Source organism: Microbispora triticiradicis, from assembly GCF_005864065.1.
Classification (GTDB): Bacteria; Actinomycetota; Actinomycetes; order Streptosporangiales; family Streptosporangiaceae; genus Microbispora; species Microbispora triticiradicis.
Window position 1 is genome coordinate 235,138 of the sequence record NZ_VANP01000003.1, and the last position, 21,439, is coordinate 256,576.

Below are 21,439 nucleotides of genomic sequence, written 5' to 3' on the forward strand. Positions count from 1 at the left end.
GGGGTGGAGACGGCAACCGGAGGACGGGAATGCCCGGCGACGATCAGGAGGACTCCGGCGTCCGTATAGGCGGCGACGGGTACGGCGGAGTGCGGCTGACGGCACAGCGCGCCCGCCGCCGCGGGAGCAACCTCCGATCCCTGGTCATCTCGGGCGCGCTCTCCGGGATCGTGCTGGTCGGCTCGGGTGTGCTGTGGGCGGTGCCCAACTTCGCCTCCGACCGCATCCAGTCGGTGGACGCGGGCACGAGCGAAACCTCGTCACGGGGCGCGATGAACATCCTGCTCGTCGGCGTGGACAGGCGCGACAACCTGAGCAGGCGCCAGCAGGTCCAGCTCCACCTCGGCCGCGACGTCGGCGAGCGCACCGACACGATGATGGTGCTCCACCTGTCGGAGGACCACAGCAGAGTGACCGTCGTCAGCCTGCCGAGGGACACCTGGACGACGATCCCCGGCAAGGGCGACCACAAGATCAACTCCGCGTACCAGTTCGGCGGGCCGAAGCTGACCGTCAAGACGGTGGAGCAGGTGACCGGCCTGCGCATCAACCACTACGTCGAGGTGAACGTCCTCGGGTTCATCGGCGTCGTGGAGTCGCTCGGCGGCGTCACCGTCTGCACGCCGGTGGCCATCGACGACTCCAAGACGAAGCTCAACCTGCGGCCGGGGACGTACACCCTGGACGGGGTCAACGCGCTCGCGTACGCCCGCACGAGGGCCACGGCCCGGTCCGACCTCGACCGCATCGACCGGCAGCAGCAGGTCGTCTCGGCGCTGCTCGACAAGGCGCTGAGCGGCGGCACGCTGGCCAACCCGGCCAAGCTCGCCGGGTTCCTCGACTCCACGTTCAAGACGCTCACGGTGGACCCGGCCCTGCAGAAGGACCTGCTCGGCATGGTCAGCCAGTTCAGGGACGTCTCCACCGACGACGTGTCGTTCGCGACCGTGCCGCTGGCCGACGTTAACTACCGCTCGCCCACGGGCGAGTCGGCGGTGCTGTGGGACAAGCCGGCCGCCCGTGAGCTGTTCCGGCGCCTCGACGCCGACCAGCCCCTCGTGGAGCCGTCGGCGAAGGCGTCCGCGTCCGCGAAGCCGTCGGCCTCCCCCACGGCCCCGGCGAGTCCCGCGGCCTCGCCGGGGGCGCTCACCATCCCGCCCGCGCGGATCTCGGTCAAGGTGCTCAACGGCACGCTCGTCACCGGCCTCGGCGCGGCCACGAAGGCCAAGCTCGTCGAGGCGGGGTTCATGGTGCCGTCGCCCCCCGGCGACACGGCCCGGCGCGACTTCGCGAACACGGTCGTGCGCTACCCGCCCGGCCGCGAGGACTCGGCCCGTACGGTGGCCGCCGCCATCCCGGGAGCCGAACTGCGCGAGCAGCCGGACGTGACCGGCATCGAGGTGGTCGTGGGCCAGAAGAACCACGACGTGAAGAAAGTGACCGTGACGGCGGCCCCCACCGCGTCCTCCACCGGGACCCCTGCCTCCACGCCCGTGGCGACCCCCTCGGCCCGCACCGCGACCCAGAACATCTGCAAGAAGTAATCCCCGCCGGCCACGGTGAAAGGCACATCGGAATACCGGTTCGTGGATAACTCATACACCAGACGGCACTGAACGCACCTCCGGGAATTCTCGGAACCCGCATAACGCTCCGCACGTTGAACCAGGCGACCGAACCATGAAGACGACGGAATCGGGGCCGATCGTCCGCATCGAAGGTGACGACCGACGAGTGCGCGGACAACAGATGTCGAACGGCGACGTGACCACGGAGCACTCCCATGTCAGACCCCCTGCGGCTGGCGGTGCGCGTCATCGCGGTACTGATGATCCTCGCGGCCCCCGCCGCCTGCACGGACGAGACCACTGAGATCACTTTTCAACCGACCGTCCTGCCCGTGAAACTGAAATGGTCGGACGGGGACGTCGGCGTGGAGGGCGACGTCGGCCTCGTCACGCCCGTCGGCAAAATCGAACTGAACGCCGGCCTTCCCCTGCCCGACACCGGCGGCAGATCCATCTATGTCATCTTCCGGGACAAGCGCGCCTCGGTCGACGACGTCTACCGGGTCAAGAGTGGCGCCGGAACGTTCCACGCAGTGGTCGACGGCACCGCCGACTTCTCGGTCGACGACCAGCGCGTGGTCATCGAAGTCCTCCGGGGGACCGCCAAGACGATCGAATTCAAGAAAGCGGAACGGGTGCCCGTCCAGAAGGGCACCGGTGTCATCCACAAGTGGACCGAGTACTGGCAGACGACCTTCCACCGCCCGTTCTCGTGGTCACGGTGGGCGTACGACGACTCCACCATGCACGACTGGCCTCCGCTGGGATTCGTGTGGTTCCTGGTCCGCCTCGTCGTCGCGATCGTCCTCGGCGTGATCGACCTGCTTCTGTTCGTCGTGCAGGTCCTGGCCGCGATCGCCTTCGCCCTCGCGGGGACCGTCGCGATGAACGTCGTGTACGGCGTGGCGGCCCTGGTCTTCCTCCTGGTCCTGCTCGGTTTCGTCTCACTGCTGTCCACATCCTTACCCTGAGATCACTGACAGCCGACGTGATCTCCGCACCGCAGCTCTCGACGAGTGGCGGCGCGAGCCCGTCCCGGCCGCCTCGGCGGCGCGGGCGCGGGGGTCCGGCGGGGCCGCGCGGGGCCACGGAGCACGGACAGGGCGAACCGGACCAGCAGGGGCGCGAGCAGCGCCATGAGGAAGAGCCTGAAGCTCTGCACGCCGGAGATCAGGGACACGTCGGCGTCGGTGACGACGGCTGTGGTCAGCACGGCGTTGATCCCGCCGGGCGTGGTGGCCAGGTAGGCGTCGGAGAACGGGATGTCCAGGATCCGCGCCAGGCCGGCCGCCAGCACGGCGCATCCCCCGCTCACCACCGCCGTCAGGGCCAGGAGCACCGGCAGCAGCGAGCGCACCCTGCGCAGCGTGTGCCGGGTGAAACGCAGGCCCACGTCGAGGCCCACCAGGGTGAACAGGGCCGTTCTCAGCGCGCCCGCCGGGGCGTACGCCGGCGGCGCGTCCATCGGGACGATCTCCGTCAGCGTGCCGGTCGACGTGACCAGCGCCGTGCCCACGGCGGTGAGGAGCATCGGGCCGAGCAGCGCCGGGCACGGCAGCCGCGTCTTCCTGCCCAGGAACACGCCGAGGGCCGCGACGGCCGCCAGGAGCAGGAGCCCCACCCCCTGATGGTCGCCCGCGACGAACCGCCCCCACTCACGAGTGGCGACCGGCGCCTCGCGCGCGCTCGTTCCGCCGGCGACCCAGTCGATGATCACCGGAGCGGTGGCCGCGACCAGGCCGACCCGTAAGTACTGCATGAACGCGACGAGCCGGGTGTCCGCGCCGAGCTCCTCGGCGGAGGCGACCACGGCGGTGGAACCCCCCGCCACCATGCCCAGGGTCGCGCTCGCCCGGTCGACCCCGGCGCGGCGGGCGAGGATCGCCGCCGCGCCGACGCCCATGACGACGGCGGCTCCTGTGACGGTGGTGAGCGGGACGACCGCACCGGCGGTGTCACCCAGGGCTTGCGGGTTCAGGTGCGTGCCCAGCAGGACCCCGAGGAGCGCCTGGGCCACCCGGTTCGCCCACCGCGGCGCCTTGTCGGGCATCACGCCGGTGAGGGCCAGGCAGAGGCCCAGCGCCATCGGCACGAGCAGGTGCGGCGCGGGGATCCGCTGTCCCATCGCCTCGGCCGCGAGACCCCCCGCCGCGAGCGCGGCCGGCCAGCGGAGCGCCCGTACGAGACGCGGGCAGGTCCGGACCGTACGGCTCGCCCTCGGGGAGCTCCTGGAGGACGCCCCGGTCGCCGGACAGGCCTGATCACGAGAGCCGTCTGTCCGAATTGGCATGGATTGAGAACCGCTGAGCACTCTCAACGATGCGGCATCGCGGGTAAAGCCACCGCATGACCCGGCAATGCCACGGTGAGAATTGCCCGTTCTTATCGTCATCAGCGGGAGCGGAGAAACGCCGGGGACGCGTGGGAAGGCCGATGGCCCGGACCCGCGAGGACATGGTCCGGTGCCGGACCGTCAGGTGGGGAGGACGTAGCCTCCCACGGAGGACGGGATCACGAAGGAGTCGATCCGCGTCAACCGGTGCGTCGACCGGTTCAACCGGTACCAGGTGTGGAGCCTGCGCTCCTCGCCGCCGACCCGGCGGTCGGAGCGGGTCAGGACGTCGATGTGACCGGCCTTGTCCCAGCGCGCCCGCAGAGCGTCCTCCCCCGTACGGAGCCGGATGGTGATCGTGCTCTTCTTGCCGGTGGCGAGGTTGCGGGTGACTACCATGTTCCGGACGGACTTGCCGGTCTTCGTCCACTTGGTGGCGGCCACGGTGACGCCGTCGGGGCCGAGGTCGCCCCGCATGTAGACGGAGCGCCGCAGCTTCACCGACCACGTGCCGGTCGAGTAGAGCACCGCCGTGCGGTTGTTCCCCGCCATCATCCGTCTGCCGTCGGGGCCGAAGTCCCAGGTCTGGTATCCCCTGGGCAGGGTGAAGACCTTCCCGGTGGTCGTGTCGGCGACCCGGTCGACCTCCCATTCGGAGGCGTCGACGCCGCGCATGCTGACGAACCGCCCACCCGGAGAGAGGGTCAGCGCGTTCATCTGGAGGTCGTCCGGCCAGGTCACCCGGGGGATCTCGCGCGCCCTGCCGGTGGCGGCCGTCCAGATCGTGAGCACGCCGTCCTTCCCCCCGAAGTACGCCGCCTGGGCGCCGTCCTGGGAGACCGCGACGACGGCGGCGGCGACGTACTCGTCGTCGCCCACCGTCCTGCGCGCGCCCGGGAGCGCGACGACGCGGCCGTTGCTCAGCCACAGCTTCAACGGCCCGCACGCGTGCCGGCCGCCGTCGCTCTGCAGGCAGGAACCGAGCCCGGCGTAGCGGATCACCGGCTTGGCCGCTGCGGCCTCGGCATGGGGAGTGATCGTGAGTGGGGCGGCGGTCACGACCGCGGCCAGGAGTACCCGGTACGGCATTCCGGCATCTTCGCACACCGTCACGGACGTTCGGTTGCAGAAAGCAAGAGATGGTTCAGCCGGGGAGAACCCGCACCTCTGCGGCGGGCAGGTCGGCCCACCAGCGGTCGTAGGCGCGGTAGAGCCGGGTGTCCCGGCCGGTCAGCAGCGCCACCAACGCCCGGGCCTCCTCGGCGAGCCCCTCCCACGCCTCGGCCGGCAACGGGTGGAAGGCGGTCGCCTCGATTCCGCCCTCGACCTGGCGCCACACCCCCGCGACGTACCCGTCGACCAGGAGCGTCGGCAGCACGTCACCGTTCGTCCGGATCACGAGCCTGCGGTACTCCGGCGGGAGGACGCGGCTCCGGTCGGCGTACGCCAGCAGGACGCTGTCCCACATGGCCATCAGCCGGGGAGGGGCGGGGGTGTCCGCGGCGGGCCGCGGCGCGCCCGGAACGTCGTACAACTCCGCGCCGCCGGGCCCCTCCACCCGCTCCAGTACGGCGGAGAGGGCGCCCAGCGCGTCGCGGACCCTGGACCGCTGCACCAGGGCGAACTGCGCCACGTCCGCCACGGACGCGGGACCGAAGCCCTCCAGGTAGCGGGTGACCAGCGTCTGCAGGTACTTGTCGGACAGGTCCCTGTCGTACGGCGCCGGCGGCGTCCCCGACGCGATGTACGACGGCCGTGGGCCGAACGACCACGGCCCGCCCATCGGAACGTGCAGCAGCGGCGCGAACGACCGCACCGCCCACCACACGCCCTGCGGCGGGACGGCGAGCCAGGCCTGGACCTCGGCGTTGGTGCGGGGGCGATCCGCGAACTCCAGCAGATCCGGGAGGAGCGCGTCGGCGTCGGCGGCCCCGAGACCGCTCTCCTTGAAGCGGCGGTCGCCGAGCCTCGCGCCGCGCAGCGTCGGCTGCATGGCCGTGTGGATGGCCGGGTGGTCGTCGGCGTGCACCACGTGCAGCGTGATCCGCATCAGCGTCGCCTTGACCAGCGCCCGCCCGGCGAACGCCACGTCGAGGTCGGCCGGGTCGAAGGCGGCGAGCCGGTTCCACAACGCGATGTACGGTGAGGCGGGCTGCTGCGCCTGTAGCGCGACCACACGCCGGACCGCGTCGACGACGCCGACCGGCTCCCGCCGCAGCAGCAGTTGCCGGGCGAGCGTGGCGCGGTTGAGGTCCTGTGCCGTGATTGTCATGGTGCACAAGGACTGTAACGGACCCCGCGCCTTCGCGGATCGGCGCTCTACGAGAGCGCCTCGGCCTCCTCCGGCCGTCCCAGCCTGCGCAGCACGATCGCGAGGTTGCCCCGGGTGATGAGGGTGTCGGGGTGCTCCTCACCCAGAACCCGGCGCTGCGCCTCCAGCACCGCCCGATTCTCGGCCTCGGCCTCCTCCAACCGCCCCCGCTCACACAGCACGGTGGCGAAATTGCCCCGGGCGGCGAGAGCGTCCGGATGCTCCTCACCCAGAACCCGGCGCTGCGCCTCCAGCACCACCCGGTTCTCCGCCTCGGCCTCCTCCAACCGCCCCTGCGTCGAAAGCACGTTCGCGAGGTTGCCCCGGCTCTTCAACGTGTCCGGATGCTCTTCGCCCAGAACCCGGCGGCAGATCTCCAGCTCCGCCCGTTGCTCGGCCTCGGCCTCCTCCAGTCGTCCCAGCCCCCGCAGCACGATCGCGAGAGAGCTCCGGCTGTCCAGCGTGTCCGGGTGCTCCTCGCCCAGAACGCGGCGCTGCGTCTCCAGCGCCGCCCGAAGCTCGGCCTCGGCCTCCTCCAGTCGCCCCAGCTTGCGCAGCACGGTCGCGAGGATGCCTCGGCTCTTCAACGTGTGCGGATGCTCCTCGCCGAGAACCCGGTGGTGTGCCTCCAGCACGGCCCGGCTCTCGGTCTCGGCCTCCTCCAGTCGCCCCAGGCTCATCAGCACCGTCGCGAGGTTGCCCCGGCTGCCCAGCGTGTACGGATGCTCCGCACCCAGGGTCGCCCTGTCGATCGCCAGAGCGTGGGACGCGAAGGTGCGAGCGCGCCGGTAGTTGCCCTCGTCGAGTTCGTGACGGGCGGCTTCGCGGAAGATCTGGTCGTGTTCCCGGGGTTCGCCTCCGATGGAGTGATGACGGACCAGGCTCTCCACGTGAGGGCTCAACACCCGCCGGCGAAGGCGCCTGGCGGAGGGGGACAGCCTCGCCGAAGCCGTCCAGGCGCCGGCCAGCCAGGCCAGCGCGAGGTCCGGGGCGGGCCCCTCCTCAGAGGCCGTCCTCGTCTGGTCCTCGCCCGCGACCACCGCCTGCACGAGCCGGTGGACGGAGACCGTGTCCTCGGTCAGCGTGACGAGGCTGTAGGAGTGCAGCAGCCGCAGCGCGTCCAGCACCATGGGCCTGTCGTCGTCGCCCAGGATGTCACGGGGTATGTCGTCGGGGGCGTAGCAGGCCAGCACCCGCAGCAGACGCACCGCGTAGGGATCGCGCTCGCCGATGGTGTCCAGGTGGACGCGCCAGAGCCGGGCGATGGTCCGCTCGGCCTCTCCTCCCTCGGGAAGTGCGGCGTACATGTGCGCGGGACGAGCCGTCAACAGGGACAGATACCCATCGGGGCTGATGCGGGACTCGCGGATGTATGCGCCGGCCTGTTCCAGCGCCAGCGGCAGATGCCCCAGCTCCGCGGCGATCGCCTCGATCGCGGGCCGATCGCCGGGCCGGTCCCGCTCGCCCACCGCCGCGATCAGCTCGGTCGCCGCGACCTTGTCGAGCACCTCCAGGCGGAGCGGCCGTACGCCGCCGGGCCAGCGCACCAGCCGCCGTGTGGTGACCAGGATGTGCCCGGTGTGGAGCTGGCCCAGCAGGTCTCGCACATGCGCCGGATCCTCGACGTTGTCGAGCACCAGCAGCCAGTCTTCATGGGCCTGCAGCCACCCCCGCGCCCAGTCGGCCGCCTGATCCCTGGTCAGGGCCGACGCCGTCGGCGGGTGCAGCCGTTCGGCCAGCTCGGTCAGACCGGCCTGGATCCGCTCGGGGTTCTCGGCGGTGATCCACCAGGCCAACCGGTAGCGCTCCCGGTTGGCGGCGGCGTACTGGCGGGCCAGTTCGGTCTTGCCGACACCACCCAGGCCGTGGATCACCTGACCGATGACCACCCGCGCCCGGTCCCCGGACAGCTCGTGGTCGAGCAGGGTCAGCGCGCTCTCCCGCCCGACGAACACCGCGGCGGGGCCGTCGGAGACGTTCGTCAGCTTCGCCGGCAGGTCCACCTCGGCCGGAGCGCGCAGCGTCCCCGGCTCCAGCTTGATCGTCCGGTTGTCGACGGGTGAATGATCGCCCGTGGTCACCACTCCGCAGATGTGCTCGGCGGCCACCGCCCTGTCGCCCGATGCCTCGATCTCGGTACGCGCGGGGAGGTCGTGTCCCCCGTGCTCGGCTGCCACGTGGTGGCGCGCGCCGTATCTGGTGGAGGCACTTGCGGCAGCGGTTCGCGCGCCGATCCGCGGCCCGGACGCGGTCACGCGCACTCCTGTGGCCTGACGGTCAGACCGCAGAGCGCGGCGGCTGAGCACCACGCCGTACCCGGAAAGGCCCAGGCCGAGCAGCCCCACGAACACACCGATGACGCTGGCCCATTTGTCGGCGTCGTCAAGACCGGCCCTGAACAGCAGCGCTCCCAGCGCCACCAGGGCGAGGCCCGCGACCGTTCCGCCCGCTATCCGCCACCCGCGCCTCATGGATTCATGATGAACCGCACTCTGAAAACGTGTGGCTACTCATGAGAAATCGCAACGGAGCGCCCTTCTCCGCAATCGGCGGGAATTACTTGCATAACCGCCCGAATCAGCCCGTGGTCACGTTGCGGGGGCTATATCAGGATTCGCGAAGAGGGCGGTGCTCACAGCGGGGCGGCCGGTCAGGCGATGGTGGCCTGCCACCGCCCGCGCTCCAGCCGGATCGCGCCATCAGGGCTGATGGTGGCCCATGCCCCGTACAGGGGCAGGCTGCCGTCGACGAGCCACTGATGGCGGATCTGGTCGAGAATGTCCCAAAGACGCCGCGGCCCGCCCTGGTGGACGAGCGGGGCCTCGTCGCGAACGCCCTCGGCACGCGCCCAGGAGCCGTCCGCGTGGACCATCCACGCCGTCCGCCGGCCGTCGTCACCCGCCTCGAACCAGTGCGAGATGCCGGGAGCGGTCACCTCCAGCATGGACCGGAGCTCCCACGCCTCGATCACCTCGACCATCGGGTACCGGCCGCGTCCGACGTCCTCGCCGTCCTGGTCGCGGATCTCCTCGAACCTAGCGCTGAGCCCGGGCGGGTAGTCCTCGCCGTGCCGGGTCGTCATGAACCCCGCCCGGTCCCACTGCACCCGCCCGAAGGCGCCGCCGTCGTCGGTCCTGTCCGCGACGATGATGATCATCGTGTTCGCGATCGTCGTGACCAGGCGCCCACCGGGACGCAGCGCCGCCAGCCAGCTCGCCGGGACCGGCCGTACGGACACCATGGCCGCGATGCGGTCGAACGTCCCCGGCAGGGGCCCGGTGGCGTCACAGGTGACGACCCGCGGGTGCAGGCCGATCCTGTCGAGCCGCTCGGTCGCGGCCTCGGTCAGGTAGGCGTCCAGGTCCACGCTCGTCACGTGCCGATCGCCGAGCCGCCGGGTGAGCAACGCGGCGCCGTACCCGGAGCCGACACCGACGTCGAGCACGTCGACGCCGTCCTGGATGTCGGCGTGCTGGTACATGCGCACGGCCAGGCCGGGCAGAGTCGAGGACGACGTCGGCAGTCCGGCCGGGTGATCCTCGCCCGTGGCGTGGTCGGCGTGTGACGACCCGACCCGGGTCACGAGCGACACGTCGGAGAAGGCCGCCTTCAGCCATTCCCGCTCGTCGGCCGGCCCGTCCCGCAGCGTCCAGAGTCCGCCGCGGTGTTCCCACCATCTCGGGACGAACAACTGGCGCGGCGTGGTGGCCACCGGGCCGCGCCAGCGCGAGGCGGGCCGGGTGACGTCGGCGGCGAGCCGTGCGGCGTGCTGTTCCCAGGTCATCGTTCCCTCGTCGTGTCCGGGTCGCGGAAGCGCGGGTCACAAGCGGGCCGGTCCGGCGTCACACGGTCCCCGCCCTCCTTCACCGGTCCGGCGCCCTCATTGTCCCTGGCTTGGAGGGGAGCCGTGCGTGAACCGCACGGTGATGGACAGGCCGCCTTCGGGGCGTGCGCGGGCGGCCAGGGTGGCGTGGTGAGCCTGGGTGACGGCGCTGACGATGGCGAGGCCGAGGCCGTACCCGTCGCGGCCGTGCCGTTCTGGCGCCAGTTTCTGGAAGGGTTGGAAAAGGCGCTGGATCTGGTCCTCAGGGACGACCGGCCCGCTGTTGACGACTGTGAGGGCCACCTGCGTGCCGGAGGTCCGCGTCGTGACCTTCACGTGCCCGCCTGCGTGGTTGTGGCGGATGGCGTTGTCGACGAGGTTGGCGACGAGGCTTTCGAGCAGTCCGGGGTCCCCGGCCGTCACCGCGGGCGTCAGGTGGCCGGCGAGGTCGACGCCTCTCCGCGTCGCCTGGTCACGGCGGGAGGCGAGCACTCCTCCGGCGACGTCGGCGAGGTCGAGGGTGTCCCATCGGGTGACACCGCGCTCGCTGGTGGCCAGGGCGAGCAGTGCTTCGACGAGCCGCTCCTGGTATCCGCCCAGAGCGAGGGCCTCCTGGCAGGCCGAGCGCAGGGCGTCGGCGTCGGCGTCGGGGTCGGCGAGGGCGACTTCGAGGAGGGTGCGCAGGCCGGCGAGAGGGGTGCGCAACTCGTGGGAGGCGTTGGCGACGAAGTGGCGCTGGGCGTCGAAGGAGGCTTCGAGCCGGGCGAAAAGGTCGTCCAGGGTGTGACCGAGTTCGGTCAGCTCGTCCGTGGGCTCGCCGAGGTCCAGGCGCCGGTGGAGGTTCCCGGCAGAGATGATCTTGGCCGTGGCGGTGATGGCGCGCAGCGGGTCCAGGAACCGGCCGGCGACGTACCAGCCGAGGGCCAGGGCGACGGGAACCAGGACGACCAGGGCGACGGCGGACCCGGTGAGGAGTTGGGGCAGGCCGATCCCGGACTCCGTCTCGGTGACGGTGCCCGGTTCGGGCAGGCCCGCGGGTCTGGTCTCCTGGATGCCGGCGAGCGGGAGGTCGACGAAGACGAGCACCAGGACTCCGGCGGCGTAGACGCCCGCCGCGTAGACGAGTGCGAGCCGCTTCCGCAGGGACCTTCTGGTGAGTCGCCGGGAGGTCATGCCGGTCCGATGCGGTAGCCGCCTTCGCGGATGGTCTCGATCACGGGCGGGTCGCCGAGCTTGACCCTCAACCGGTGCATGGTGTGCTTGACGGCGCTGCTGAAGGGGTCGGCGGCCTCGTCCCACACGCGTTCGAGCAGTTCCTCGGCAGAGATGACCAGGCCGGGTACGGCGAGCAGGCATTCGAGCAGGGCGAACTCCCTGGGGCTCAGGTCGAGGCGCCGACCGGCCCGGGACGCGACACGGCGGGCCGGATCGAGGGTGATGTCCCCGCATGCCAGGGTGGGCGGCAGCGGCGGGGTGGCGCGGCGGGCCAGGGCGCGGACGCGGGCGACCAGTTCGGCGAACGCGAACGGCTTGGGCAGGTAGTCGTCGGCGCCGAGGCCGAGCCCGTCGACGCGGTCCTCGATCGTGCCGGAGGCGGTGAGCATCAGTACGCGGGTCTCGCAGCGGCCGCCGGCGAGTCGCCGGCAGATCTCGTCCCCGTGGACACCGGGCAGGTCGCGGTCGAGGATCACCACGTCGTAGCGGGTGACGGTCAGGCGGTCGATGGCGGCGGTTCCGTCCAGGACGACGTCGACGGCCATGCCCTCGCGGCGCAGTCCGGTTCCGATGGAGCGGGCGAGGACCTCGAAGTCTTCGACGACGAGGACCCTCACCGCCGCTCACCGCCGGCCGTAGTGCGGGCGGGGCGGCCGGGTCGAGGTGCCATGTCTCCACGATGCCAGTTCCCCGGTCGCAGCCGGGTCGCGGCGGCCGCGACCCGGCTGGAACCGGGCGCCCCGTACAACCGTCGCCATGAATCCACTGAAGCCTCGCCGGCTCGGCCGGCAGGACGGTTTCCCCCGGGCGCTGTACGCGGAGTGGACCAGGTTCCGCACCAGGCGTGGCTGGGTGCTCGCCATGGCGGCCTCCGTGCTGGTCACCGTGTCGCTCGGACTGCTGATCGCCGGGGGCGTCCGCAGCACGTGCGTGACCGGGAAGGGCGAGGGCCCCTGCCCCGCGCCTCTGGTAGGCCCCGATGGCACGGCGGTCAGGGACAAGTACTACTTCGTGCACCAGCCGCTCAGGGGGAACGGCACCATCACCGCCCGAGTGTCGGACCTGACCGGGCAGATGCGGCTGCCGGACGCCGTCCCCGGAGTGCGCAACGTCAAGGAGGGGGTGGTGCCCTGGGCGAAGGCCGGGCTCCTGGTCAGGCAGAGCCTCACGCAGGGCACACCGTACGCCGCCGTGATGCTCACCGGAGAGCACGGCGTACGGATGCAGTACGACTACACCCACGACGTGGCCGGTGATCCTCACGACGGCCCGCGGTGGCTGCGGCTGACCAGGTCGGGCGAGACCGTCACCGGCTACGAGTCGGACGACGGCAGGACGTGGACCGAAATCGGCACGGTCACGCTGACCGGGCTCCCCGAGACGGTCGAGATCGGGCTGTTCGCCACCTCGCCAGGGGTGTTGTGGGAGACGGCAGAGGCCTTCGCCCAGGCCACCGCCACGTTCGACCAGATCACGCTGCGGGGCGCCGACGGTCCGTGGCGCCGCGACGACGTCGGCGTCGTCATGGAGCCCGACGGCAGGACCCCGCACCACCCGGGCGGGGCCGTCGAGTCCGGCGGCAGGTTCGTCGTGACCGGGGGCGGCGACATCGGGCCCGCCACGATGGAGGGCGGCGTACGCGCCGACCTCATGCTGACCGGCGGGGCCCTGGGGCTGATCCCGGTGCTCGTGGCGGCGGTCACGTTCCTCACGGCGGAGCACCGGCGCGCTCAGATCAGGACCCTGCAGCAGCCGGCGCGGCCGCTGGCGGCCAAGGCCATCGTGGTCGGCGCGGTCGCGTTCGCGGCGGGGCTGGTGGCCGCGGGGGTCGTGGTCCCCGTCGGCCTGGCGATACTGCGTGCCCACCAGAACCCGGTCCAGCCGATCCCCCTGAGCACCGAACTCCGGGTGATCGTCGGCTACGCGGCGCTGACCGCGGCCGCCGCCGTACTGGCTCTGGGTCTCGCCGCGCTGGTCAGACGGGCCGTCGTCGCCGTCGGGCTGGCCGTCGCGCTGGTCGTCGTGCCCTACCTGCTGGCCACCGTGGGCCTGCCGTCATGGCTGCTGGCGATCACCCCGGCCGCCGGTTTCGCGATCACGCAGAGCGTCCCCACGTTCGCGCACGTGGACGTGAGCCCTTTACTGCTCGGTGGCTACTACCCGCTTCCGCCATGGGCGGGCTTGGCCGTCACCTGCGGATACGCCGCCCTCGCCCTAGCGGCGGCGACAGCCGTACGCCGCGGAGAAGTGCCTCGTCAGGGCCCGCTCACCTGAGGATGCGAGAAGCGCCGCCACCGGACCGCGGAGCGGGAGAAGCCAGCCCGGAGAAGTCAGCCCAGAGAAGTCAGCTCAGCGCGGCCGCCTTGCGCAGCAGCACCGAGCGTTCGCGCTGGTTGGCGCACAGCCGGGCGGCCAGCTCCAGCTCGGCGCGCGCTTCCGGTCGCCGTCCTAGCCGGGCCAGCAGCTCACCGCGTACGGTCGGGACCAGATGCGAACCGGGGAGCCGGTCGGCGGCGATCAGCTCGTCCACGATGGCCAGGGCCTGCTCCGGGCCCGAGGCCATGGCGACGGCGACGGCCCGGTTGAGCTCGACCACCGGCGAGGGTGCGACCCGGCCGAGTGCCTCGTAGAGCACCACGATCCGGTCCCAGTCGGTCGCCTCCACCGAGGGCGCCGACGCGTGGACGGCGGCGATGGCAGCCTGCAGTCCGTAGGGGCCGAGGCCGCGAGCCGACGCCCTGGCCAGCGCGGCCAGCCCACGGCGGATCGCCGAGAAGTCCCACCGCCGCCGATCCTGCTCGTCGAGCAGGACCGGCGAACCGTCCGGGCCGGTCCGGGCCGGGAAACGCGCGGCCGTCAGCTCGCACAGCGCCAGCAGTCCGTGCACCTCCGGCTCGTCCGGCTGCAGCGCGGCCAGCGTGCGGGCGAGCCGGATCGCCTCGTACGCGACGTCGGGGCGCAGCAGCCGGTCGCCCGACGTGGCCGTCGACCCCTCTGTGAAGATCACGTAGAGGACGCTGAGCACGCCGCCCAGCCGCTCGCGGCGCTCGGCGGCCGGCGGCAGCTCGAACGGCACCCCGGCCGCCGCGATCGTCTTCTTGCCCCGGGTGATGCGGGCCTGCACGGTCGGCACGGATACGAGGAACGCGCGGGCGATCTCCTCGCTGGACAGGCCGCCGACCACGCGCAGGGTCAGCGCCACCCGGGCCTCTGGGGAGAGCACCGGGTGGCAGCTGACGAACATCAGCGCCAGCACGTCGTCGTCGATCCTGTCGGGATCGATCTCCTCGTAAAGCGCTGATTCAGCCGCCGAGTCGGCCGCCAGCAGGGCGTATCGGTCCTGGAGGGCGGTCCGGCGGCGGATCGCGTCGATCGCCCGCCGCCGGGCCGTGGCCATGAGCCAGCCGGCCGGATTCGCCGGAGCGGCGAGCGGCCACGACACCAGCGCCTCGGCCACCGCCTCCTGGGCCGCGTCCTCGGCCAGCCCGAAATCGCCGGTGAACCGGGTCAGCGCGGCGACGATCCGCGCCGACTCAATCCGCCAGACGGCCTCGACATCGGCCGTACCCATCAGATCCGGCCCCTGCTCTTGTTGATCACTCGCTGGCCTGCGGGACCTCGTCGCTCCCGGGCACCCGCCGAATCTCGATCTTGGACCCGGGGGCCGCCGGGACCCGCTTGGCCCACTCGACCGCCTCCTCTTTCGAGGCGACGTCGAGCAGGAAGAAGCCCCCGAACAGTTCCTTGGTCTCGCCGTACGGCCCGTCCGTGACCACCGGGGTCTCGCCGCTGAAGTCGACCACGACGCCCTGGGCCGGATCGTCCAGCCCTTCCGCCGCCAGGAGAACGCCGGCCTTCACCGTCTCCTCGATGAAGCGGTGGGTCCTGGCCATCAACTCCTCGATGTCGGCCATCAGGGCCGCGTTCGACTCGTCGGTGCCCCGCATGATCAACAGGTACTTCGACATCGCGTTCTCCTCGTGTGGCGGGGCCGCCTCTCGGCCCTCGCACCCCTACGTCGAACGAGCGGCCCGCGGATCGACACGACCCCGGAGAAATCTTCCACCCCATCGGCATCACTTCGCCATCTGCCGAGCACGAACGCCGAAACGACGCCGAAGAAGACCGGCACGCTGCCGCGTAGCCGCAAGCGCCGACCCGTCCACAACAACCGGGGCAACGTCAGCCGATAATCCGGCTGTTATGCCACACGAGCGAATCAATTTGTCGACGGCGGCCGAATCCGATAGTGAAATACCCTGCACTTCGGGGGGAACACATCCGCCCGATCGATCGAGTCGGAGCGGTATCGGCGAACCGGAACGGTCGAGTGCCTGTGCTCCACGATGACTCGCTGTGTCCGCGAATGCGAGGGATCTTCTGATCGCAGGAGTCGGCCGACCATCGAACCCCCTCGACGGGCCGGTTGAAAAATGTTCAGTGATGAGGAAATGTTCAGTAGTGACACTGGAGTTGCATGTGGTCGAAGCGGATGTAGGTTCTGACGCCGTTGTTGTTGCCGTAGATGACCTGCAGGTAGATTTCCCCGTAGGATTGTAGATTGAGTCCGGTTATGTAGACCTGCCTGTAGCCGCCTCCGGCGACCCACGGATAGGTTTCCGCGATGACGCGCCACCCGTTCGGGTCCCAGATCTGCAGGCCGACCTGCGCGCCGGAGGCCAGGACGTTGAACCAGACGGCCGCCGAGCAGTTGAAGCGGGGGCTCATACTGGCGAGGGGTTTGCGGATCCGGTTGGCGGCCCAACCGTTGCCCACGTAGAGCCAGCCGTCGTTCAGCCCCGAATAGGCCACCCCTCCGTTGATGTCGTAGCCGGCGACGCCGTCTCCTTGGCCGCCTCCCTCCCATGTGGCCCAGGGGGTCGGTCCTTCGAGGCTGTCGACCCAGTCGATGAGTCCTGCGTGGGCCGGGGAGGCGGTGCCCGCCACCGTTCCGGTCGAGGCGACCACGACGGCGATCAGCAAGGCCAGCGCCCGGCGTAATCGCGTTCTACGGATTAGCGTGTTCAAGATTCCTCCGGAAAGGGCGTTGGGGAGCCCGGACAAGCCGAGTATGAACGCGCCCACGACCGCCGTCTATTTAAGGTCGGGCGAACCATGATTGCGGGCGCCCGAATGTGCCGCCTGGATGAATTCTCGTATCCAGCGGAATGCGGCGGCGCGCGCTTTACCGGGGCACGCCCGGGACCGGCCACCGAGATATGCCCATTCCTCAGCATTTTTCATCCCCGTGCGAGGGCTGGCTGGTCACAGCATGATCGCGGGTTGAGTGTCTGGCCGTAGACGTAGCGAAGCCCCTGGTAGATGGGTTGAACGGCCAAGAACAACCATCTCCACCAAGGGCTTCAAATGCTTTTCCGCCGTGCCGCGGTCGCTTTGTCGCGTTCAACCCTGAACTACGTCGCCGGAGTGATCCGCCGGCACCGCAAGAGCATGGGGGTTCGATCAATGACGAGCGCCTACCGCTCGCGAGCGAGGCGGTTCGATGCGTTCACCGCGGTGGTCTGCCGGCCCGTACCGATGGGAGCGGAGACAAGGTACTCGGTGGTGGTCGCTTGCCGACGTTCGGAGTTGACATCTCCCCGCTACCCCTGGCCGCAGGGCGGAGCGGCCAGGGGTAGCGGTCGACGCCGCGGCAGCAGGCGAGAACCGGGTCGTCCGGTCAGGTCTGGTTAAATTGCCATTGCTGGTTGGCCCCGCCGTTGGCGGCCCACTGCACGACCGGTGCCCCGTCGTTCGTCGCCGCACCGGAGACGTCCGCCACCAGTCCGCTGTTGTGGCTGACGATGGTGTAGTAGCCGTTGCCGGTGGATCGCAGATACCACATCTGGTTGGTGCCGCCGTTGGCCGTCCACTGCTGCAGTTGCAGCCCGGCCGTGCTGCTGCCGGCGTTGACGTCGAGCATCTTTCCACTCGGGACGTACTTGAGGGTGTAGGAGCCGTCGGAGGTTGTGGCGATGGTCCAGGTGGCGGTGCCGCTCTGCTGGACCACCTTGGCACCGTCGGCGGTGGAGTTGCCCGCGACAGCGAGCGGCTTGCCGCTGTTGCGGTTGACGATGCGGTACGTGCCCGGTGCGGGTCCGCTTCCGCTGCTTCCGCCGAGGTTGAAGTACTCCACCGCGTCGGTGAAGACGGGGCTACCGGACTTCGTGGTCGACAGCTGCAGGTACACGCGGTTGCCGGTGGCCGGTGTGGTGAAGGTGACCGGCTGGGTGACCCGCGAGCCGAGCGGGACGGTCAGGGTCGTGCTTCCGGACGCGACGACCGCGCCGTCCGGCGCGTCGAGCCGCGCCGTCCAGGTGAAGCCCACCGAAGTGTCGGCGAAGTCGTCGTTGAAAACGGTGATGTTGCGGGTCACCGAGGCGTTCCGGGCGTAGGTGGGCACGGCCTGCGGCAGCGGGAAGCTGCCGTTCGAGTCCGAGGCGCCAGAGGCGGACCAGTACGGGAGGTCGACCGCTGCCACCGGGTTGAACGCCGCCTGCACGCGCTGGATCTGCGGGTTGCTCCAGGGGTTCGAGAGGTTGTCCTCGCCGTAGATAGGGTGACCGCCCTCCTCCGGGGTGAAGTCCGTGGAACGCACTCCGGGCACGACGCTGGCCCAGGCGGACAGCAGCGTGTACGGACGCAGGTCGGTGGCGTTCTTGCCGCGCTTGGCCAGGGTTGCCGTGGCGAACCACTCGAAGCCCTGCTTGTTGTTGCATGCCGGCCAGATGTACTCGCCCTCGCCGTCGGGCCGCCCGTTCACGGTGATCAGGCCCTCCCCGTACCTGCCGAAGCCATCGACGTAGTGCGAGATCACCGCGAAGTTGGCGTACGTCATCCCGGGATACATGTTGGGATTCGCGCCGACGCCCAGTTCGACAATGATCGGCCGGGTGCCGTCGGCGCCGTTCATCGCCGCGTACAGGTCCTTCTCGAACTGTTCGGAATCCTGGCCGCTCTGGTTCGGCTCGTTGTTCTGACTCCAGCGGATGACCGCGGGGTGGTTGCGGTCGCGCAGGACCAGCGCACGGGCGTGATTGACCATGTTGTCGTGCCCGGAGATCCAATCCTGCCCGGACTGGGAGCCGCGGATCGCGACCTCGTCGATGATCATCAGGCCCATCTCGTCGGCTACATCCAACATGTACGGGCTGGCCGGCTCCTGGTGGACGCGCACCACGTTGTAGTTGAGCCGCTGGTAGTTGTCCACGGCCTGCGGCCAGCCGCCGTTGCCCGACGAGGGCGGAAGGAATCCGGGCAGCGTGTCGTAGGCGTCGCCCTTGCCGCCGTTGTTGATCCGGTCGTAGTCGGCACCCTGGAGGTTGTCGCCGCGGAAGTTCACGCGCACGCCGTTAAGGTAGTAGTACTCGCCGTTCTGGGTGGCCTCCCGGAACCCGAACCGGTACGTGGCGTCGCTGGTCTGCCCGTCATCGGTGTCGGCATGCACCGTCAGCCGGTGCAGCTGCGCCCGGTACCCCGACCGGTACGGCACGTTGGGCCACCAGTACGAGGTGCTGTCGAGGTTCCACGCGACCGGCCCGACGGTCACGGTCCCGGTCGAGTGGGCCGCCACGGTGACCGTACGGCTGGGCAGTGCCGGGTAGCTGAAAGCCGTTCCGTTGTCAGACGACAGCGACCCGGTCAACGTCACCGACCGGGAACTGCCCGACGTGTTACGCACCGTCACGTCGTAGCTCAACGTCTTGTTGGCCACCGACGTACGCACGAATGTGTCGCTGACGTACACCGCCGGGTACACCCGCAGGAACGCCGAACGGTAGATCCCCTGGGGGACCGCCTCGGACCACTCGGCGGCGTCAGGCACCAGGTACCGGCCGTTGGATGCCTTCAACGCGCCGCGGCCCTTCACGTCGACGCTGATCGTATGAGTGGTGCCCGGGGCGGCGTAGGCGCTGATGTCGAACTTCGAGGGAGTGAAGGCCGTGGTCTGCGTCGCCACCACCCGGCCGTCCACCGACAAGGTCGCCTGGTGGTTCACGGCGCCGAACTCGATCCACGTCGACTGCGGCTGCCCCGAGTCCGGCACCGTTACCGTACGCGAGTACACCGCCTGGGACACATCGGTGAACCCCTGCTTGTACCAGCCGCCTCCGGGCACCTTGATCGACGTCGTCGACCGGCCCGCCGGCGTGAAGCTCCATGTCCCGGCCAGATCGACCGAGGCGACCGCGGCATTGCCCGCGGTGAAGCCGTCGATGTCCCCGGCGGCGGCGACCGAGGCGGCGGACTTCGACACGGTGGATTCCGACGATGCGGACTGCTGTGCCGCCACAGCCGGCTGAGCCCCGACCAACGCGATCAGCAAGGCCGCCACCACAGCCGGCCACCTGCTCGCCGGACGTCGAGGGCGGGAGGAGGGATCGCTCCGCTTCATCGGTAATCCTTTCGGGTGAATCCCGTGTGTGAGGTACTTCCCGGGTCCGGCCGGCCCTCCGCGGGCGCCACTGCCCGGCCGTTCAGGCCGTCGCCGTTCGTCGGCGAAAGCCGACGGCTTGAGGGGGCATTCTGTCTCCTCGTAATGGGAGCGTCGTATCGGTTCGACGGATGGCCGGACATCACACTTAAGGCCCAGGCTCCCACCTGTCAATGCTCAGGGTTCACAGAGATCGGATCACTTCGGCCGTCTGGCTCCCATCACGCCCGATGAGATCACGCGGTCCTAGACGCCGTGTAATTTTCAGGCTGCGTTGGACGCCTCGAACACGGTTCCAAGATCGAGAATCGGCATGCTCGGGACCATCCAGACCTGTGTCGAACTTTCACAGTTAAACGGATCGATTCGATGCCGTCGGGCGCCTGGTAGAGGAATGGGCCCACCTAGGGCCCTACGCCAGCAATGACGAACGCACCGATGCCCTCGGAGACTTCCTGCACCGCTACAACAGCGGCGACAGCGGTTGCGTCTTCACCGCCGAACTCGGGCGACCGTTGCGTCCACAACACGTCGGCGACCAGTTTTCCTGCTCGCCTGCCAGGCAGGGCTCCCGCCTACGGCATGCGGAGTTCGACCGCACGCCGGGCTATGCCGGTGAGGGACCGCCGAAGACGAGTTCGCCACCAAGCTGGCCGTACAGCTCCAGCTGGTCGTAGTAGATCCGATGAATGATGATCTTGTCGTTGCCGACGGAGCAGGGAGCGGCACGGTGATTGTTAGGTGTTGGCCTGCATCTTTCGGCACTGGGCCGCCTGACCGACGCCCTGCCCCCGGCCGAACAGGCCGTCATCCTCTACCGGGAGCCGGCCGAGCGCTACCCCGACCGCTACCGCCTCCACCTCGCCCGCTCGCTGTCCAACCTCGGCATCACCTTCTCGGAGCCGGGCCGCGCAGCTGAGGCTTCACAAGCTCATCAGGAAGCAAACCGTCTCATGCCACCTGGTGCGGCATCAGATCCGGAAGATTAGCAGGACCTTGCCCACGTTGCCCGATGGCAAGGCCCGACGCAGGAGGGCCGCGGCAGCCGATCGCCCTGGCCACCTATGGCGAGAAGCGAAGTGGGCGATCGTCACGGCGTTCAGTGGACTTCTGCTGACCTTTCGGGCGCGCGGGGCGGTGCGTGCCCGGACCGGCCGAAGAGCCGCAGCCGGGCACGCGGCCGTCCGGCGCCCCCGGCGGGCCGCGGAGCGGGCCGCCTGCCGCTGAGGCCATCAAGCGGCACGTCAAGGCGTATCCCCCGCTCGCTTGCTCGCTGCCTTGGGAGAAGCTCAACGGCCCCCTCCGTACACACAACCTGCTTTCCGCTGGACGGACGACAAGTTCATCCGGGCGCGCGGCTACAGCGAACTCGTCTGGAAGCCCTCCCTCGTCGCGGCCGGCGTCATCCCGGATGCCGAGAAGGACGCCCGAGCGCGGAAGCGCTTCACGACCTCACGGAAGGAAGGCCTTCACCAGCTCCGGCACTACTACGCCAGCGTCATGCTCGCGGGTGGCGTCTCCGTGAAGGAACTCGCCGAGTATCTCGGCCACGCCGACCACGGCTTCACACTCCGGGTGTACGCCCACATGATGCCCGGCTCCCACGACCGAGCCCGCAAGGCCATCGACGACCGCCTGTTCCGTCCCCGCGCCGTCTCCGGCGACCAGGTCGCCACGGGGTAGCGCCTCGAAAGTACACGAGCCACCGGCGACGAAACCCGCCCGGTGGCTCTTCGCTTTTCGTGACTACAGATGG

16 protein-coding genes are annotated in these 21,439 nt (G+C 70.1%); 5 read left to right on the forward strand and 11 right to left on the reverse strand.

Annotated features, from left to right (window positions below):
* The first annotated feature begins 29 nt into the window (after positions 1 to 29).
* Positions 30 to 1,544 (forward strand): LCP family protein, encoded by a 1,515-nt coding sequence (locus FED44_RS09190; RefSeq protein ID WP_138460394.1) that lies wholly within the window; start codon positions 30 to 32, stop codon positions 1,542 to 1,544.
* Positions 1,545 to 1,783: 239 nt separating this feature from the next.
* The gene (locus FED44_RS09195; RefSeq protein WP_138460395.1) at positions 1,784 to 2,539 is read left to right on the forward strand and encodes a hypothetical protein; all 756 of its coding nucleotides are present in this window, start codon (positions 1,784 to 1,786) and stop codon (positions 2,537 to 2,539) included.
* A gap of 2 nt (positions 2,540 to 2,541) precedes the next feature.
* Here the strand turns inward: FED44_RS09195 and FED44_RS09200 are convergent, their stop codons facing one another.
* The 7 genes from FED44_RS09200 to FED44_RS09230 all read right to left on the reverse strand — a co-directional run bounded on the left by FED44_RS09200 (position 2,542) and on the right by FED44_RS09230 (position 11,866).
* Positions 2,542 to 3,858, reverse strand: a complete 1,317-nt coding sequence (locus FED44_RS09200) for an AbrB family transcriptional regulator (RefSeq protein WP_138460396.1) — start codon at positions 3,856 to 3,858, stop codon at positions 2,542 to 2,544.
* A gap of 183 nt (positions 3,859 to 4,041) precedes the next feature.
* Positions 4,042 to 4,989: a TolB-like translocation protein gene (locus FED44_RS09205; RefSeq protein WP_111701691.1), complete on the reverse strand. Its 948-nt coding sequence runs from the start codon at positions 4,987 to 4,989 to the stop codon at positions 4,042 to 4,044.
* 55 nt (positions 4,990 to 5,044) lie between these two features.
* The gene (locus FED44_RS09210) at positions 5,045 to 6,172 is read right to left on the reverse strand and encodes a winged helix DNA-binding domain-containing protein (RefSeq protein ID WP_138460397.1); all 1,128 of its coding nucleotides are present in this window, start codon (positions 6,170 to 6,172) and stop codon (positions 5,045 to 5,047) included.
* Positions 6,173 to 6,219: 47 nt separating this feature from the next.
* A complete protein-coding gene (locus FED44_RS09215; RefSeq protein WP_138460398.1) occupies positions 6,220 to 8,682 on the reverse strand; it encodes a tetratricopeptide repeat protein in 2,463 nt (820 codons plus the stop codon).
* 179 nt (positions 8,683 to 8,861) lie between these two features.
* Positions 8,862 to 9,995: a methyltransferase domain-containing protein gene (locus FED44_RS09220; protein WP_138460399.1), complete on the reverse strand. Its 1,134-nt coding sequence runs from the start codon at positions 9,993 to 9,995 to the stop codon at positions 8,862 to 8,864.
* Positions 9,996 to 10,091: 96 nt separating this feature from the next.
* Positions 10,092 to 11,207 carry a sensor histidine kinase gene (locus tag FED44_RS09225; RefSeq protein WP_138460400.1) on the reverse strand — a complete coding sequence of 372 codons (1,116 nt, stop codon included), beginning with the start codon at positions 11,205 to 11,207 and terminating at the stop codon, positions 10,092 to 10,094.
* Positions 11,204 to 11,866: a response regulator transcription factor gene (locus FED44_RS09230; RefSeq protein ID WP_111701686.1), complete on the reverse strand. Its 663-nt coding sequence runs from the start codon at positions 11,864 to 11,866 to the stop codon at positions 11,204 to 11,206. The genes FED44_RS09225 and FED44_RS09230 overlap by 4 nt, the downstream gene beginning before the upstream one ends.
* A gap of 139 nt (positions 11,867 to 12,005) precedes the next feature.
* Between FED44_RS09230 and FED44_RS09235 the strand changes: the two genes are divergently transcribed.
* Positions 12,006 to 13,523 (forward strand): DUF1349 domain-containing protein, encoded by a 1,518-nt coding sequence (locus FED44_RS09235; RefSeq protein ID WP_138460401.1) that lies wholly within the window; start codon positions 12,006 to 12,008, stop codon positions 13,521 to 13,523.
* Between the two features lie 70 nt (positions 13,524 to 13,593).
* Here the strand turns inward: FED44_RS09235 and FED44_RS09240 are convergent, their stop codons facing one another.
* The 4 genes from FED44_RS09240 to FED44_RS09255 all read right to left on the reverse strand — a co-directional run bounded on the left by FED44_RS09240 (position 13,594) and on the right by FED44_RS09255 (position 19,506).
* Positions 13,594 to 14,820: an RNA polymerase sigma factor gene (locus FED44_RS09240; RefSeq protein ID WP_138460402.1), complete on the reverse strand. Its 1,227-nt coding sequence runs from the start codon at positions 14,818 to 14,820 to the stop codon at positions 13,594 to 13,596.
* Positions 14,821 to 14,845: 25 nt separating this feature from the next.
* Complete coding sequence (locus FED44_RS09245; RefSeq protein WP_138460403.1) at positions 14,846 to 15,217, reverse strand: YciI family protein; 372 nt, start codon at positions 15,215 to 15,217, stop codon at positions 14,846 to 14,848.
* A gap of 487 nt (positions 15,218 to 15,704) precedes the next feature.
* On the reverse strand, positions 15,705 to 16,232 hold the full coding sequence (locus tag FED44_RS09250; RefSeq protein WP_138460404.1) for a hypothetical protein: 528 nt from the start codon (positions 16,230 to 16,232) through the stop codon (positions 15,705 to 15,707).
* A gap of 697 nt (positions 16,233 to 16,929) precedes the next feature.
* Positions 16,930 to 19,506, reverse strand: coding sequence for an RICIN domain-containing protein (locus FED44_RS09255; protein ID WP_208758898.1), 2,577 nt, complete (start codon positions 19,504 to 19,506; stop codon positions 16,930 to 16,932).
* A 911-nt stretch (positions 19,507 to 20,417) separates the two neighbouring features.
* Between FED44_RS09255 and FED44_RS09260 the strand changes: the two genes are divergently transcribed.
* Both FED44_RS09260 and FED44_RS09265 read left to right on the forward strand, forming a co-directional pair.
* The gene (locus tag FED44_RS09260) at positions 20,418 to 20,672 is read left to right on the forward strand and encodes a tetratricopeptide repeat protein (RefSeq protein ID WP_138460406.1); all 255 of its coding nucleotides are present in this window, start codon (positions 20,418 to 20,420) and stop codon (positions 20,670 to 20,672) included.
* 289 nt (positions 20,673 to 20,961) lie between these two features.
* Positions 20,962 to 21,366, forward strand: a complete 405-nt coding sequence (locus FED44_RS09265; RefSeq protein ID WP_244301808.1) for a tyrosine-type recombinase/integrase — start codon at positions 20,962 to 20,964, stop codon at positions 21,364 to 21,366.
* Positions 21,367 to 21,439: the final 73 nt, after the last annotated feature.

What these genes read in the sequence shown, in the direction of transcription:
- FED44_RS09210 (WP_138460397.1), bottom strand. Translation starts at nt 6,172, where the DNA reads ATGACAATCACGGCACAGGACCTCAACCGCGCCACGCTCGCCCGGCAA.
- FED44_RS09215 (WP_138460398.1), bottom strand. Translation starts at nt 8,682, where the DNA reads ATGAGGCGCGGGTGGCGGATAGCGGGCGGAACGGTCGCGGGCCTCGCC.
- FED44_RS09245 (WP_138460403.1), bottom strand. Translation starts at nt 15,217, where the DNA reads ATGTCGAAGTACCTGTTGATCATGCGGGGCACCGACGAGTCGAACGCG.
- FED44_RS09235 (WP_138460401.1), top strand. Translation starts at nt 12,006, where the DNA reads ATGAATCCACTGAAGCCTCGCCGGCTCGGCCGGCAGGACGGTTTCCCC.
- FED44_RS09205 (WP_111701691.1), bottom strand. Translation starts at nt 4,989, where the DNA reads ATGCCGTACCGGGTACTCCTGGCCGCGGTCGTGACCGCCGCCCCACTC.
- FED44_RS09225 (WP_138460400.1), bottom strand. Translation starts at nt 11,207, where the DNA reads ATGACCTCCCGGCGACTCACCAGAAGGTCCCTGCGGAAGCGGCTCGCA.
- FED44_RS09220 (WP_138460399.1), bottom strand. Translation starts at nt 9,995, where the DNA reads ATGACCTGGGAACAGCACGCCGCACGGCTCGCCGCCGACGTCACCCGG.
- FED44_RS09240 (WP_138460402.1), bottom strand. Translation starts at nt 14,820, where the DNA reads ATGGGTACGGCCGATGTCGAGGCCGTCTGGCGGATTGAGTCGGCGCGG.
- FED44_RS09195 (WP_138460395.1), top strand. Translation starts at nt 1,784, where the DNA reads ATGTCAGACCCCCTGCGGCTGGCGGTGCGCGTCATCGCGGTACTGATG.
- FED44_RS09190 (WP_138460394.1), top strand. Translation starts at nt 30, where the DNA reads ATGCCCGGCGACGATCAGGAGGACTCCGGCGTCCGTATAGGCGGCGAC.
- FED44_RS09200 (WP_138460396.1), bottom strand. Translation starts at nt 3,858, where the DNA reads ATGCCAATTCGGACAGACGGCTCTCGTGATCAGGCCTGTCCGGCGACC.